Origin of the sequence: Gordonia crocea (assembly GCF_009932435.1) — a bacterium.
In the GTDB taxonomy this organism is placed as follows: Bacteria; Actinomycetota; Actinomycetes; order Mycobacteriales; family Mycobacteriaceae; genus Gordonia; species Gordonia crocea.
Map to the genome: position 1 here is coordinate 100000 of NZ_BJOU01000019.1, position 16807 is coordinate 116806.

1 pseudogene is annotated in these 16807 nt (G+C 73.1%); it reads left to right on the forward strand.

From position 1 onward, the window contains the following. Window positions 1-33: 33 nt before the first annotated feature. Window positions 34-16797, forward strand: a pseudogene (locus tag nbrcactino_RS17265) (amino acid adenylation domain-containing protein); the annotation flags it as partial. Window positions 16798-16807: the final 10 nt, after the last annotated feature.

Consider the following 16807-nt stretch of genomic DNA (forward strand, 5'->3'; position numbering starts at 1 on the left):
GGGGAATCGGTGAGCCAGCCCGTAGCGCCGCCCGCCCTGGTCTTCGGCGACCGGCGGGTGTCGTACCCGGAATTCGACGCGCGGGTGGCGGTCCTTGCCCGGGAACTGATCGGGCGCGGCGTCGGACCCGAGGTCGCGGTCGCCGTCGTGATCCCGCGGTCGGTGGAACTGCTCGTCGCGCTGCACGCGGTCGTCGCCGCCGGCGGCCAGTTCGTCCCGATCGCCGGCGATGCGCCCGCCGATCGCACGGCCAAGATGCTGGCCACCGCGCAGGTCGCGCTGGCCCTGGTCCCCGACGGGCCGGTGCCCCCCGCGCTGGCCGGTATCGAGGGCCTCGAGGTGCAGGCCGTGCGGACCGACGAGCCGGCCGACCTCACCGCGGCACCGGTCACCGACGCCGATCGCCGCCGCCCGCTGCGCCCGACCGATGCCGCCTACACGCTGTTCACCTCCGGTTCCACCGGCGAACCCAAGGGGGTGACGGTCGAGCATGCCGCGATCGTCAATCGCTTGGCCTGGATGCGCGATTGGCGCTCGCTCGACGGTTCCGACGTCTTCGTGCAGAAGACGCCGATCACCTTCGACGTGTCGGTGCCCGAACTCTTCCTGCCGGCCATCCTGCGGGCCACCCTGGTGATCGCCGAACCCGGACGCCACGGCGACCCGGGCTACCTGCACGAGTTGATCCGCCGCGAGCAGATCACCGTCGTCCATTTCGTGCCCTCGATGGCGGCGGCCTTCCTCGACGTCCTCGGCGAACGGATCGGCGAGTTGACCTCGGTGCGGATGCTGTTCGCCTCGGGCGAGGCGCTGCCCCCGCCGGTCGCCCAGGAACTGCTGCGGCGTTTCGCGGGGGCGCAACTGTTCAACCTTTACGGCCCGACCGAGGCCGCCGTGGAAGATATCGTGGCCCAGGTGCGTCCCGGCGACGCCACCGTGCCGATCGGTGCGCCGGTGCCGGGCACGAGCGCCTACATCCTCGACGACTACCTCCAGTGGGTCCCGCCGGGCACCCCGGGCGAGCTGTACCTGGGCGGGGTGCAGATCGCCCGCGGCTACGCCCGCCAGCCGGCCCTGACCGCCGAACGGTTCATCGCCGACCCGTTCGGCGAACCGGGCGCGCGGCTCTACCGGACCGGGGACCTGGTGCGGTGGACCGGTGCCGGGCAGATTGAATACCTCGGACGCACCGACTTCCAGGTGAAGCTGCGCGGCCAGCGGATCGAACTCGGTGAGATCGAGTCGGCGATCGCCGGCGCCCCCGGCGTCGTCCACGCGGCGGCCACCGTCACCGAGGCACCCGGCGGCGGTGACTTCCTGGTTGCCTACGTCGCGCCCGCGACCGTCGACCTCGACGCGGTGAAGGCCCACACCGCCGCCGCGCTGCCCGAGTACATGCGTCCGAGCCTGTGGACGCTGCTGACCGATGTCACCCTGGGCAGTGCCGGCAAGCTGGATCGAAAAGCGTTGCCGGAACCGGACTTCGACGCATTGGCGGGGGAGTACGTGGCCCCGCAGACCGATGCTGAACGCGCCGTCGCCGAGGTTTTCGCCGAGGTCCTCGGCGTCGACCGGATCGGAGTCACCGACGTCTTCTTCGACATCGGCGGGACGTCGCTCTCGGCGATGCGCGCGGTCGCGCGGGCGGGGGAGGCCCTGGGCGTCGAGCTGTCGGTGCGCGACCTGTTCGCCGCCCCGACGGTGCGCGACCTGGTCCGCGCCGCCGGTAGCGCCGATACCGCACTGGCGCCGATCGTCCGCGCGGAGCCGCGCCCGGCGCGGATCCCGCTGACCTTCGCCCAACAGCGGATGTGGTTCATCAACCAGCTCGATCCGGCCGCGCCGACCTACAACATCGCCGCAGTGCTGCGCGGGCGCGGGCGACTCGACGAGGCGGCGCTGCACGCCGCGCTGGTCGACGTCGTCACCCGCCACGAGGTGCTGCGCACCACGTTCCCCGCCGACGACGGCGTGCCCTACCAGCGCATCATCCCCGCCGACGAGGCCGCCGCGGGGCTGGACTGGGCGGTGGTCACCACCGAGACGGAGCTGCTGTCGGCGGCGACCACCGGATTCGACGTGGCCCACCACACCCCGCTGCGGGTCCGGCTGTGGCGCGTCGACTCCGACGAGTTCGTCCTCGCCGTCGTCGCCCACCACATCGGTGCCGACGGCGAATCCATGCGGCCGCTCATCGGCGACCTGGTCGTCGCTTACGAGGCGCGCCACGCCGGCGCCGCACCCGCGTTCGCGCCGCTACCGGTCCAGGTGGCCGACTTCGCGCTCTGGCAGCATCAGACACTGGGATCGCCCGACGACCCCGACAGCGTCATCGGCCGCCAGCTGCAGTACTGGCGAACCCGCCTCGACGGGGCGCCCGACGTCCTCGACCTGCCCGCCGACCGTGTCCGGCCGACGGTGGCCTCACACCGGGGGGCGACCCTGGGCTTCGACATCCCGGGGCCGCTGGCACAGCGGATCGCCGCGTTCGCCCGGTCCCGCAGTGCCACGCCGTTCATGGTCGCCCATGCCGCGGTCGCGGTCCTGTTGTCCCGACTTGGCGGAACCGATGACGTGAGCGTGGCGACGCCGGTCGCCGGTCGCGGCCAGGCGGTGCTCGACCCGCTGGTCGGCATGTTCGTCAACACCGTCGTGCTGCGGACCCGCACCGACTCGGGGGAGTCTTTCGACGAGGTGCTCGACCGGGTCAAACGCGGCGATCTGGATGCGTTCGCCCACGCCGATGCGCCGTTCGAAGCCGTGGTGGAAGCCGTCGACCCGGTCCGCAGCGAGGCTTTCGGCCCGCTGGCGCAAGTGGTACTCGCGGTGACCGAGGCCGCCGGCGACCGGCTGTCGGTCGACCTCGGCGACCTCGTACTGGGCGAGGTCGAACTCGACGAGGTGCCGGCGCCCTACGACCTGGGCGTCTACGTCGACGTCGCCGACGACGGTTCGGCGCCGTGGCGGGGCACGCTGGTCTATGCCACCGACCTGTTCGACGCCGACCGCGTCGCCGCCTTCGCCCGCCGGTTGGTCACCCTGCTCGACGCGGTGACCGCCGACCCGGCCGCACCGGTCGGCGACGTGGACCTGCTCGCCGACGAGGAGAAGGCCTGGCTCGCGGGCCTGCCGGCCCCGGTGCGCCCCGCCGCGGCCACCGGGACGCTGGTCGACGTGTTCGCCGCGTCGGCCGCCGCCCACCCCGATTCGGTCGCGGTGCGCGCAGGCGGGACGGCACTGACCTACGCCGAGGTGGATGCGCGCTCGGAGGCGATCGCCGCCGGGCTCGAGGCCGCGGGGGTGCGCCGCGGCGACCTCGTCGGCCTCGCGACGGCGCGGTCGGCCGATCTCGTGTCGTCGATCCTGGGCATTCTCAAATCCGGGGCCGGCTACCTTCCCCTGGACCTCACCAACCCCGTCGACCGATTGGGTTTCATCCTCGGTGACGCCGCCGTCCCGGTGGTCTTGGTCGACGCCTCGACGGCGCACCACCCGCTGTGGGCCGACTCGGCGGTGGCGGCCCGGACCCTGGACGTCGACGACCTCGTCGCCGAGCACGCCGGGGCGGTGCGCCAGCCCGTCGCCGTGCCCGAGCAGTCCCGCGCCTACGTCATCTACACGTCGGGATCCACCGGCGAACCCAAGGGTGTGGAGGTCACCCACGGTGACGTGGTCGCCCTGATGGCGGCCTGCGCCGACGACTTCGACCTCCGGTCCGACGACGTGTGGACCCTGTTCCACTCCTACGCCTTCGACTTCGCGGTGTGGGAGATGTGGGGGGCGCTGGCGTCGGGGGCCTCGGTCGTCATCGTCGACCGGGAGATCGCCCGCGACGCCGACGCCTTCGTCGGGTTGCTCGCCGACGAGCAGGTCACCGTGTTGAGCCTGACACCCTCGGCCTTCTACCAGTTCATCGATGCGCGCCGCGACCACCCCGACCGGGCATTGGCGTTGCGCTACCTGGTCTTCGGCGGCGAGGAACTGCGCTTCGAACAGGTGCGCCGCTGGTTCGACGAGTTCCCGGCGCGCGGCGACGACGACCCGCAACTGGTGAACATGTACGGCATCACCGAGACCACGGTGCACGTCAGCTTCCGGCCCATCGACCGCACTTCGGTGAGTGCCGCCGACCCGTCGTTCATCGGCCGGCCGTTGTCGTCGCTGGCGATCCACCTCCTCGACGATCGGTTGCGCCCGGTACCCGACGGCGTGGTCGGCGAGATGTATGTCGCCGGCGAACAATTGGCGCAGGGATATCTGAGGCGGCCGGGCCTGACGTCGACGCGGTTCGTCGCCAACCCGTTCGCCGGCGGCGGCGCCGCGTCGCGGCTCTACCGGACCGGGGACCTCGCCCGTCGTCGCGGCGACGACGTCGAATACCTCGGTCGGGCCGACGGCCAGGTACAGCTGCGCGGGTTCCGCATCGAGTACGGCGAGGTCGAGGCCGCCCTGCTCGCCGCGCCCGGCGTGCGCGGCGCCGCGGCGTCGGTCGTCGTCGACCCCCACCGCGGCGACCTGCTGGTCGGATATGTCACCGTCGATCCCGGCGCGCCGGTCGACCCGGCCCAGGTGCGCGAGGCCGCCGCCGCCGCGGTTCCCCGCTACATGGTTCCCGACCTGGTGATGGTCGTGGACCGGCTGCCGCTGACCGGGAACGGGAAACTCGACCGCAAAGCCCTGCCGAAGGCCGACTTCAACACGGCGCCCACCGAGTACGAAGCGCCGGCGACGCCGGCCGAGGAGGCCGTTGCCGCCGTCTTCGCCGAGGTTCTCGGCGTGGACCAGGTGTCGGTGACCGAATCCTTCTTCGACGTCGGTGGCAACTCCCTGTCGGCCATGCGCATCGTCGCCCGCGCCGGCGCCGCCCTCGACGTCGACTTCTCCGCCCGCGACCTGTTCGACGCCCCGACGGTGCGCGACCTGGTCAAGCTCTCGGCCGACCGCGTACCGGCCCTCGGCGCGATCGAAGCCGTGTCGCCGCGGCCGCAGCGGATCCCGCTGTCGTTCGCCCAGCAGCGGATGTGGTTCATCAACCGGCTCGACGCGGATTCGCCGGCCTACAACATTCCCGCGGTGCTCCGGTTGACCGGGCCGCTCGACGTCGAGGCGCTGCGCGGCGCGCTGGTCGACGTCGTGACCCGGCACGAAGTCTTGCGCACCACCTTCCCCGACGTGGACGGCACGGCCTACCAGCGCATCGACGCCGCCGCAGAGGTCGGCGACCGCCTGGACTGGGCCGTCGTCGACACCGAGGACCAGGTGATCGCCGCGGCGACGACGGGATTCGACCTCGCCGCCGGGTGGCCGATCCGTGCCCGGCTGTGGCGCGACCCGGCGGCTGCCGACGAGCACCTGCTCGCCGTCGTCCTCCACCACATCGCCGCCGACGGCGAATCGATTGCACCGCTGGTCGGCGACCTCGTCACGGCCTACACCGCCCGCACCGGGGGAGCATCGGCGCCGTTGCGCCCGCTGCCCGTCCAATTCGCCGACTACGCGATCTGGCAGCACCGCGTGCTCGGTTCGCCGTCGGATGAAACGTCGGTGGTCCGACGCCAACTGGCGTACTGGTCCGAGCAACTGGCAGGACTCCCCGAACTCCTCGAACTGCCGACCGACCACCCGCGGCCGGCGGCGTCGTCGGGTCGGGGGGCGCGGATCGACTTCACCGTTCCGGCGCCGGTGGCCGCATCGGTGGCGCGGTTGGCCCGCAGCCGCGGGGCCACCCCGTTCATGGTCGTCCACACCGCGTTGGCGGCCCTGCTGGCCCGGATGTCGGGAACCGCAGACATCGCCATCGGCACCCCGGTCGCCGGCCGCGGTCAGGAAGTCCTCGAACCCCTCGTCGGGATGTTCGTCAACACCCTCGTGCTGCGGACGCCGGTGCGTGCCCGTGCCACCCTCGGCGAGCTCCTCGACGACGTCCGCGAGGTCGACACCGCCGCTTTCGCACATGCCGACGTGCCGTTCGAGATGCTTGTCGACGAGCTCGATCCGGTGCGTTCGACGGCCTTCGAACCCTTCACCCAGGTGTGGTTGAGTTTCGTCGCCGACCCCGGCGGCGCGGTCGGATCCCTGCCGTTGGGTGCCGGGGTGAGTGCGACCCCCGTTGACACCGGCGACGTCCCGGCCAAGGTCGACCTCCTCGTCGGCGTCACGCAAGCGGGGACCGAAGACACGGGAACGGCCGGTACGGGGACCGGCGGCTGGTCCGGGTGGATCGACTACGCCGTCGACCTGTTCGAGCCGGCCACCGTCGAGCGCCTCGCCGACGGGCTGATCCGCCTGCTCGCGGCGCTGGCCGACGAGCCGGACACACCGGTGGCGCGGGTCGGTGTGCTGACCGCCGACGAATCGGCCCGGTTGGTCCCCGCGACCGGCGGACCGGCCGTCGAACCGGTGGTGCTGCGCGAGGTGTTCGCCGACGCGGCGCGGCGCTGGCCGGACCGCACCGCCGTCGTCGACGGCACCGGGACGGCCCTGACCTATGCCGAGCTCGACCGCCGGTCGAACCGGCTGGCGCGGTGGTTGGCGGCGCGCGGTGCCGTGCCGGAGACCGCGGTCGCGCTGGCCCTGCCGCGGTCGGCTGAGTTGCTCGTCGCAATCTGGGCGGTGGCGAAGACCGGCGCCGCCTACGTCCCCATCGACCCCGACTACCCGGCCGACCGGGTGGCCGGCATGGTCGCCGACTGCGGCGCGATGCTGGGCCTGACGACCGGTGCGGCGCGCCCGGGCCTGCCGGCCGGCGTGGTCGACTGGTCGGTGCCGGCGGAGCTCGGCGACGAGCTTGCCGCCCTCGACGAGGCCCCGCTGACCACCGCCGAGTCGGTACCGGTGGCCGCGGACAACCTCGCCTACCTGATCTTCACCTCCGGCTCGACCGGGCGGCCCAAGGGGGTGGCGGTCACCCATACGGGGTTGGCGAACTTCGCAGCCCAGGAGTCGGCCCGCCTCGACGCCGGCGACGCGCCGGTGGTCCTCGGCTTCGCCTCGCCGAGCTTCGACGCCTCGGTGCTGGAATACCTGCTGGCGGTGCGCAACGGGGGCACGCTGGCCTACCGGCCGGTCGACGCGGTGGGCGGCACCCGACTCGCCGGCTTCATGGCGGCCCACCGGGTCACCCACACGTTCCTGACCCCGACGGTGCTGTCCACCCTGGACCCCGAGGCGGTCCCCGACCTGGCCGGACTCGCCGTCGGCGGCGAAGCCGTCCCCGGGTCGGTGGTGCAGCGTTGGGCCCCGCACACCGCGGTACACAACCTGTACGGCCCGACCGAGACCACCATCGGCATCACGATCAGCGCGCCGATGGCGCCCGGACAACCGGTGCGCCTGGGTCCGCCGATCGGCGGCGTCGGACTGGTCGTCCTCGACGCGAACCTGGCCCCCGCCCCGGTCGGTGCGCTGGGCGAGTTGTACGTCCTGGGTTCGGCCCTCTCGCGCGGCTACACCGGCGACCCCGGACTCACGGCGTCGCGCTTCGTCGCCGCCCCGAGCGGGCTCGGCGCACCGGGGGCCCGGATGTACCGCACCGGCGACCTGGTGCGGTGGGTGCGCGTCGGCGACGACTACGTCGTGGAGTATGCCGGACGCGGCGACGGCCAGGTGAAGATGCGCGGCCTGCGCATCGAGACCGGGGAGATCGAATCGGTCCTCGCCGACTACCCGGGGGTCGAATCGGCGGCGGTGTTCGGCACCGGGGCCGAGGGCCTCGGGTCGCAGCCGGTGACGGCCCTGGCCGGTTTCGTCGTGGCCGACCCCGGCCTGGACACAGCCGCACTGAAGGCCTTCGCCGGGACCCGGCTGCCGGCGTTCATGGTGCCCGCCACCCTCACCGTCATCGACCACCTGCCGCGCACCCCGGTCGGAAAACTCGACGTCGCGGCACTACCCGTGCCGGTGCCCACCGCCGGCGAATATGTCGAACCCCGCGGACGCGCGGAGACGGTGATCGCGGCCGCGGTCGCCGAGATCCTCGGACTGGACCGCGTCGGGGCCGACGACGCCTTCTTCGACGTCGGGGGCAACTCGCTGTCGGCGATGCGCCTGGTCAACCGGATTGCCGACGACCTCGGCGTCGAGGTGTCGATCCGCGACGTCTTCGAGGCCCCGACGGTGCGCCAACTCGCCGCCGCGCTCGGCGGCCGCGGTCAAGCGGTGCGGCCGGTGGCCGCGGTGTCCCCGCGCCCGGTGCGCATCCCGCTCTCCTTCGCGCAGCGGCGGATGTGGTTCATCAACACCCTCGACCCCGCCTCGCCGGCCTACAACATCCCGCTGGTGCTGCGGCTCACCGGTGATCTCGACGTGCCCGCGCTGAGGGCCGCGGTCGCCGACGTGGTGCGCCGCCACGAGGTGCTGCGCACCACGGTCGAAGCCGAGAACGGTACGCCCTACCAGCGGATCGCCGACGCGGGTGCGGTCGAGGGGAACCTCGACTGGGCGGTTGTCGCCTCTCGCGACGAATTCGACGCCGCCGCGATGGCCGGATTCGACGTGGCCGCGCAGTGGCCGATCCGGGCGCGGGTCCTGGCCGTCGGCCCGCGCGAACACCTCGTCGCGATCGTGGTGCACCACATCGCCGCCGACGGCGAGTCGATGGCGCCGCTGCTGACCGACCTCCTCACCGCCTACGACGCCCGGGCCGCCGGCACCGAACCCGGCACCGCCGCGCCGGCCGTGCAGTTCGCCGACTTCGCGATCTGGCAGCACGACGCGTTGGGGGCGGGCTTCGACCCGGCCACCGGCGCCCCCGTCCCGGGCACCCCCGAGACGGTCATCGGCCGCCAACTCGAGTACTGGACCAAGGCTCTGGCCGGGTTGCCCGACGTGCTGGACCTGCCCGGCGACCGGCCCCGTCCGCCGGTCGCCTCCGGCCGCGGCCGACGATTCGATTTCGAGATCGACCCGGCGATCGGACGGCGCGTCGCCGACGTGGCCGCGCAGCTGGGTGCAACGCCGTTCATAGTCGCCCACGCGGCGCTCGCCGTCGTCCTGGCACGGTTGTCGGCCACCGACGACATCGCCGTCGCCACGCCGGTCGCTGGACGCGGCCAGCGCGACCTCGAACCCCTCGTCGGCATGTTCGTCAACACGCTGGTGCTGCGCGCCCGAGTGTCACCGTCGATGTCCTTCGGCGACCTCGTCCGCCAGATCCGCGACACCGATCTGGACGCCTTTGCCCATGCCGACGTGCCCTTCGAAGCCGTCGTCGACGCGGTTGACCCGGTGCGCAGCGAGGCCTTCGCGCCGTTGGCACAGGTCATGCTGTCCTTCGACCCGGCGGCGGGGACGGCCGCGCTGGAGACCGGCGGGTTGGGGATCGAGCCGGTCGACGTCGATTCGACGCCGGCCCAGCAGGATCTGTTGCTGGCCGTCTCCACCTCGGATGACCGCGCCTGGAGCGGCTCATTGGTGTATGCCACCGACCTGTTCGACGAGTCGACCGCATCGCGGTTCGCGCAGCGGTTCGTCCGCGCCCTCGGCGAGTTGACCGGCGATCTGACGGCCGCGGTCGGCGATGCCGCACTGGCGTCGCCGGCCGAGCAGAGCGCGATCCTGGCCGATTCGGCTGGAGCCGCGGTGGCCGTCGCCGACGCGACGATCGCCGACGCGGTGGCGGCACAGATCGCGGCAACCCCCGACGCGGTCGCGCTCGCCTACGAGGGCCGCGACATGACCTATCGGGAGTTCGGCGACCGCATCGGCGAGCTGGCCGACCGGCTCGTCGACGCCGGAGTCGGACCCGAACGCGCCGTCGGGCTCTGCCTGCCCCGGGGGCCCGAACTGATGATCGCTGTGCACGCGGTGCTGGCGGCCGGCGGACAGTACGTGCCGATCGACACCGCGGCACCCGCCGACCGCGCCGCGACCATGGTCGCGACCGCAGGCGTCGCGGTGCTCCTGGTGCCGGTGGGCGATCCGCCCGCGCCGTTGGCCGGCCTCGACCCGGCGGTACGCCGGATCACCGTCGACGCGTCCGCCGCGCCCGATGTGTCCGCCGCGTCCGAGTCCGCCGAGGCTCCGGAGGTATCGGCGGGTGCCGTGCGGCGACGGGCCCGCCAGCACCCCGACAATGCCGCGTACACGCTGTTCACCTCCGGATCGACCGGGGAACCGAAGGGCGTGACCGTGTCGCACCGGTCGGTGCTCAACCGGCTGCGCTGGGGACTCGACGCCTTCGCGTGGTCGGCCGGCGACCGCGTGATCCTCAAGACCCCGTACACCTTCGACGTCTCGGTGCCCGAACTGATGGGCCCGGTGATGAGCGGTGCCACCGTCGTCATCGCCCGGCCCGACGGCCACCGCGACCCGGAATACATCGCCGACCTCATCGAATCGTCGCGGGCCACCTCGGTCCATTTCGTGCCGTCGATGCTGTCGGTCTTCCTCGAGGTCATCGACGACCGGCAACTCGCCCGGCTGACGTCGGTGAAGTGGCTGTTCGCCTCCGGTGAGGCCCTCACCTCGGCGCAGGTCCGGGCCGCCCGGACCGCCCTCCCGCAGACCTCGGTCCACAACCTGTTCGGACCGACCGAGGCCGCGGTCGAGGTCAGTTGGAGCGACGTGTCGCGCGTCCCCGACCCGGTCACCATCGGGCGGCCGGTGTGGAACACGACGCTGATGGTCCTCGACGCCCGGCTGCGGCCGGTCCCGGTCGGTGTCCCCGGCGAGCTGTACCTGGGCGGCGTGCAGGTGGCCCGCGGCTACGCCGATCGGCCCGGATTGACCGCGGAACGCTTCGTTGCCGACCCGTTCGGCGAACCGGGATCCCGGTTGTACCGCACCGGCGACCTGGTGCGGCGCACCGTCGACGGCGAGGTCGAATACCTCGGGCGCACCGACTTCCAGGTGAAGCTGCGCGGCCAGCGCGTCGAACTCGGCGAGATCGAGGCGGCGATGAGCGCCGCGCCGGGCGTCGTGCACGTCGCCGCGACGGTGGCGACGGCGCCGGGCGGCGGCGAGTTCCTCGTCGGGTATGTGGCCCCGGCCGATGTGGACCTGGACGAGGTGGCCGCCGTCGTCGCCGCCCGCGTCCCGGAGTACATGCGGCCCAGTGTGTGGGTCCCACTCGACGACGTGGTCCTCGGCTCGGCGGGCAAGCTGGACCGCAAGGCCCTCCCCGAACCGGACTTCACCTCCCTCGGCGGCGAGTACGCGGCACCGGAAACCTCCACCGAGCAGGCGCTGGCCGCGGCGATCGCCGGGCTTCTCGGCGTCGACCGGGTCAGCGTCACCGATTCGTTCTTCGCCCTCGGCGGCGACTCGATCATGTCCATCCAGCTGGCCTCGGCCGCGCGTGGCGCCGGCGTGGTGCTGACGCCGCGCGACATCTTCGAGCACCGGACGGTCCGGGCGATGGCCCGGGCGGTCGACGCCGGCCTCGACCGCGCCCCGATGCTCGCCGAACCGCCGGGCGGCCCGGCCGGTCTCACCCCGCTGCCACCGGTGGTGCGGTGGATGATCGACGCCGCCGCCGATGGATCCTTCGACGACTTCAACCAGTCGATCGTGCTGATCGCCCCGGATGCGCTGACCCCGGACCACCTCGACGAGATGGTGTCGGCGCTGATCCGGGTACACCCCATGCTCAGCGCCCGGCTCGACGATTCCGCGGGCGGTTGGCGCCTCACCACCGGTGCCGACGCCGTCCCCGACCGGGCGGGGGAGACCGTGGTCGAGGCCGCCGTGGGGACACCGGCCTTCGAGCAGGCGCTGGTCGACGCGCATGCGCAGGCCGCGCGGCGCCTGGCGCCGGCCCGCGGGGCGCTGGTGCAGACCGCACTCGTGCGCGGCCTCGACGGCGCCCGACTCGTGGTCGTGGCCCACCACCTCGCGGTTGACGCGGTCAGCTGGCCGATGCTGGTGGGCGACCTGGCCGCACAGTGGGCGCGCGTGTCCAGCGGGCAGCCGGTGCCGATCACCGCGGAGCACACCTCGGCGCGGTCCTGGTTCACCGCCCTCGACGAGCGGCGCGACGAGGTGGCCGCCGAGCTCGACTATTGGCTGGCGCGGTCCCCGCAACGCGGAACCGTCCTGGCCGTCGGCGACGACGGCGGGACGGTCCGCTGGCGGTCGACCGCGGCACTCGAAACAAGCCTTCCGGGCGACCTCGTCGGTCCGCTGCTCACCAGCGTTCCGGCCGCATTCGGGCAGGCCAACACCGCCGATGTGCTCCTGGGTGCGTTGGCGCGGGCGGTGCGTTCCTGGCAGGCCGCGCGCGGGATCGACGACGAGGCGCCGATCACCGTGCTCTCCGAGGGGCACGGACGTTACGAGGACGTGCTGGAGACTGGTGCCGATCCGCGGCGCGCCGACCTGTCGCGCACCGTCGGGTGGTTCACCAGCATCGCCCCGCTGCGGCTGGACCCCGGCCGCGACGTCGTCCACGCGGTCAAGACGGCCAAGGAGGAGCGGCTCGGGCGGACCGCAGATGGGCTGGGCTACGGGCTGCTCCGCTACGCCGACGACTCGCCGCTGGCCGAGCGGCCGTTGCCGGCGATCACTTTCAACTACCTCGGGGCCCGCACCGCCGCGGCGGCCGACGCCGACACCGTGGTGGCGATGATGCCCGACCCGCACGCCCCCGCGCTGCCGGGAAGCATCGCGGGCGAGCTGGACATGATGAGCCCGCTCACGATCAACGCGGTGGCCGGCGCGGGCGCGGACGGGCCGATGCTGACCGCCGACATCCGCTACCCGGTGTCGATGCTGGGCGTCGAGGAGGTGCGCGACCTGGTCGCGCGGTGGACCGCCGAACTGCGGCAACTGGTCGAGGCGGTGGCTGCAGCCGATCCGGGGTTGTCGCCGTCGGACGTGCCCGGCGCCCTGGTCACCCAGGCCGACCTCGACGCGATCGCCGCCGGCCACCCCGGCGCCGACGTGTGGGGACTCTCGCCCCTGCAGCGGGGCCTGTACTTCCATTCGGTCGTCGCGGCGTCCACCGGGGCGCCGGACGTGTACGTGGTCTCGGCGCTGCTGCGGCTGGCCGGGGAGCTCGACCTGGACCGGTTGCACGCGGCGGCGGCCGGCCTCCTCGACGCGCACCCGGTGCTGCGCTCGGCTTTCGTGACCACCGGTTCGGGCGCGCAGGTCGGGGTCGTGGCGCCGCGGGTCGGCGTGCCGTGGCGGGTCGTCGACCTCGGTGCCGGTGCCCACGACGAGGCGGTCCACGCCCTGGTCGACCGGGAACTCGCCGATCCCTTCGATCTGGCCGACGCGCCGCTGCTCCGTTTCGTCGTCATGCGGCGCGGCGAGGCCACCGACGTCCTGTTCGTCGCCCACCACCTCGTCCTCGACGGGTGGTCGACGCCGCTGGTCTTCGCCGACCTGCTGGCGCTCTACACGACGGGTTCGACCTTCACTCCGAGCGGCGCCGGGCGGGCCGGGTTCAAGGACTACCTGCGGTCGATCGCGCGGCGCGACACCCGGCGCGGCCTGGACGTCTGGCGCCGCGTGTTGGATCCCGCCTCGGGTCCCACCCTCATCGCCCCCGGTGCGCGGGTTGAGGCCGACGCCCTGCCCGCATCACTGCGCGTACCGGTGCCCGCCGCACTCGCCGCGGCCGTCGACCGGGCCGCGCGCACCGCCGGCGTCACCGTCTCGACTCTGCTGCAGGCGGCGTGGGCCCTGTTCCTGTCCCAGCGGACCGGCAACCGGGTAGTCACGTTCGGTGAGACGGTATCGGGCCGCCCGGCCGACATCGACGGCATCGACACCGTCGTCGGCCTGTTCATCAACACGCTGCCGGTCGTCGTCGACGTCGACCCGGACATGACGCTCGAGCAGATCGTCGGCCGCCTCCACGACGACAAGGTCGCCCTGCTCGACTACCACTTCATCGGGCTGCCCGAGATCGCCGCGGTCGCCGACGGCGTCGCCTTCGACACCCTCGTCGTGCACGAGTCGTATCCGGTCGATGCCGACGGGCTGACCGCCGCGGGCACCGGCGAGCACGGCCCGCGGATCGTCGACGCCCAGTTCGGCGACGCCACGCACTACCCGCTCAACATGATCACCGCCGGCGACGGGGATGCCCTCACGGTGACCCTCAAATACCTGCCGGAGGCGTTCAGTGCCGCGCAGGTCGGCGAGTTCGGCGCCATGGTGGTGCGCTTGCTCGAGACCCTGGCCGAGGCGCCCTCGACGCGGGCCGGCGAGGTGTCACTGCTCGACGACGCCGGGCGCGAGGCCGCGCTCGCCCGATCCCGCGGGCCGGTGACCCCGGTGCCGACCGGGTCGGTCGCCGACGCGGTGGCCGCCACCGTCGCGCACCACCCGACGGCCACCGCGCTCATCGTCGGCGATCGCCAGCTGTCCTACGCCGAGTTCGGCGCCCGGGTGGCCGTCCTGGCGCGCGAGCTGATCGCGCGGGGAATCGGCCCGGACACGGCGGTGGCGGTCTGCATGGACCGCGGCGCCGAGATGCTGGTGGCGATCCACGCGGTGGTGGCCGCGGGCGGACAGTACGTCCCGATCGACGTCGAGACCCCGGCCGCGCGCGCCCGGTCGATGGCCGCGACCGCGGGGGTGCGAACGGTGCTCGTCGCCCCGGTGGCCCTTCCCGAACCGGTGGTCGGCCTGACCGGCGCCGACGTGCTGACCGTCGATGCCTCGGTCGCGGTGGACCCGGCGACCCCGCCGATCGCCGACGACGAGCGGATCGCGCCGCTGCACCCCGCGACCGCGCTGTACACCCTGTTCACCTCCGGATCCACCGGCGAACCCAAGGGCGTCACCGTGGGCCACCGCGCGGTCCGCAACCGGCTGGCATGGATGGCCGAGGACAACGGGTTGGATGCCGGCGCACGGTTCCTGCTGAAGACGCCGTACACCTTCGACGTGTCGGTGTGGGAGCTGTTCCTGCCGTTCGTGCTCGGCGCCCCGCTCGTGGTCGCCCGACCCGACGGGCATCGCGACCCGGGCTATCTGGCCGGGCTGATCGCCGGACAATCGGTGTCGGTGGTGCACTTCGTGCCGTCGATGCTGTCGGTGTTCGCCGACGTCACCGGCGACCGGCTGGCCGGCCTGACGTCGCTGAGGCAGATCATCACCTCCGGCGAGGCGCTGCCCCCGGCGGTCGCCCAGCAGGTGCTCGCCGCCCTGCCGCAGGCGTCCCTGATCAACCTGTACGGGCCGACCGAGGCCGCGGTCGACGTGACCCAGGCCCGCGTCGACCGGGGTGCCGACTCGGTGACCATCGGCGTGCCGGTGGCCAACACCACCACCTACGTGCTCGACGCCCGACTGCGCCCGGTGCCCGTCGGCGTGGCCGGTGAGCTGTACCTGGGCGGCGTGCAGGTGGCCCGCGGCTACGCCACCCGTCCCGGGTTGACCGCGGAGCGCTTCGTGGCCGATCCGTTCGGCGGGGCGGGGGACCGGCTGTACCGCACCGGCGACCTGGTGCGCTGGAACGACGACGGGGAGATCGAATACCTGGGCCGCACCGACTTCCAGGTGAAGCTGCGCGGCCAGCGCGTCGAACTCGGCGAGATCGAGGCGGCGATCGCCGCGGCCCCCGGCGTCGTGCACGCGGCGGCGACGGTGGCCCGCGCACCGGGCGGCGGCGAGTTCCTCGTCGGGTATGTGGCCCCGGCCGACGTCGACCTCGATGCCGTCGCCGCGGCAGTGGCCGCGCGCGTGCCCGAGTACATGCGGCCCGGGCTGTGGGTGCCGCTGGAGCGCGTCACGCTGGGAACCTCGGGCAAGCTCGACCGAAAAGCGTTGCCCGCCCCCGACTTCGGGGCGCTCGCCGGCGAATACGTCGCCCCCGACGGGGCGCTGGAGGAGACCATCGCCGCGGTGTTCGCCGACGTGCTCGGCGTCGACCGGGCCTCGGCGACCGAGTCGTTCTTCGAACTGGGCGGCAATTCGCTCTCGGCGATGCGGCTGATCGCCCGGCTGGCCGAGCGCGACGTCGCCGTGGAACTGCCCCGACTCTTCGAGCACCCCTCGCCCCGCGACCTCGCCCAGGCGGTCCGCGACGACCTCCGCGCCAGCGGGGTGGTGGTGCGGTTGCGCAGCACCGGAGTCGAACCGCCGCTGTTCTGCATCCATCCCGCCGACGGGTTGGCGTGGGCCTACGGCGAACTCGTCGGTTACCTCCCGGGGCGCCCGGTGTACGGGCTCCAAAACCCTGCCGTCGTCGCCGGTGAGACGCCGATGGGCAGCATCGGGGAATTCGCGCAGCGCTACGTCGCGGAGATCAAGGCGATCGCCCCCGAGGGGCCGTACCACCTCCTCGGCTGGTCCCTCGGCGGTGTGATCGCCTTCGAGGTCGCGCGGCTGCTGCGCCACGGCGGTGACGAGGTCGCCTTCCTCGGCTTGATGGACCCGGCCGCCGGCTCGGCCTACACCGCGCAGGTGTCGCGGGCCGAACACGACGCCGTCGTCGCGGATCTGCGCGCCAGTATCGATGCGATGGCCGGCGGTCTCGGTGCGGCCGACGTCGATCCCGCGGCCTCGACCGAGGAGACGATCGGGGCGCAGTTGGCCGCCGTCGGCGCCGCCCCCGGCGAGCAGGTCCGCCGGATGGTCGACGCGCTCGACGCGGGTGCCGACCTGCTGGAGTCCTACGAACCCGGGCGCTATGGGGGGTCGGTGCTCTTCATCCGCGCGATGCGCGGCAAAGGTGATCCGAGCAGCCTCGTCGAGTACTGGGCCGCCCGCGTGGACGGGCAGATGTCGGTCGTCGACGCCGACGTCGAGCACGGTGCGATGGGCACCGCCGAAGGGTTTGCGCTGTTTGGGGTACAGATCGAACGAGCGCTGAACGGTACCCTTCGGAAGTATTTGACTTGAGCAAAAGGAT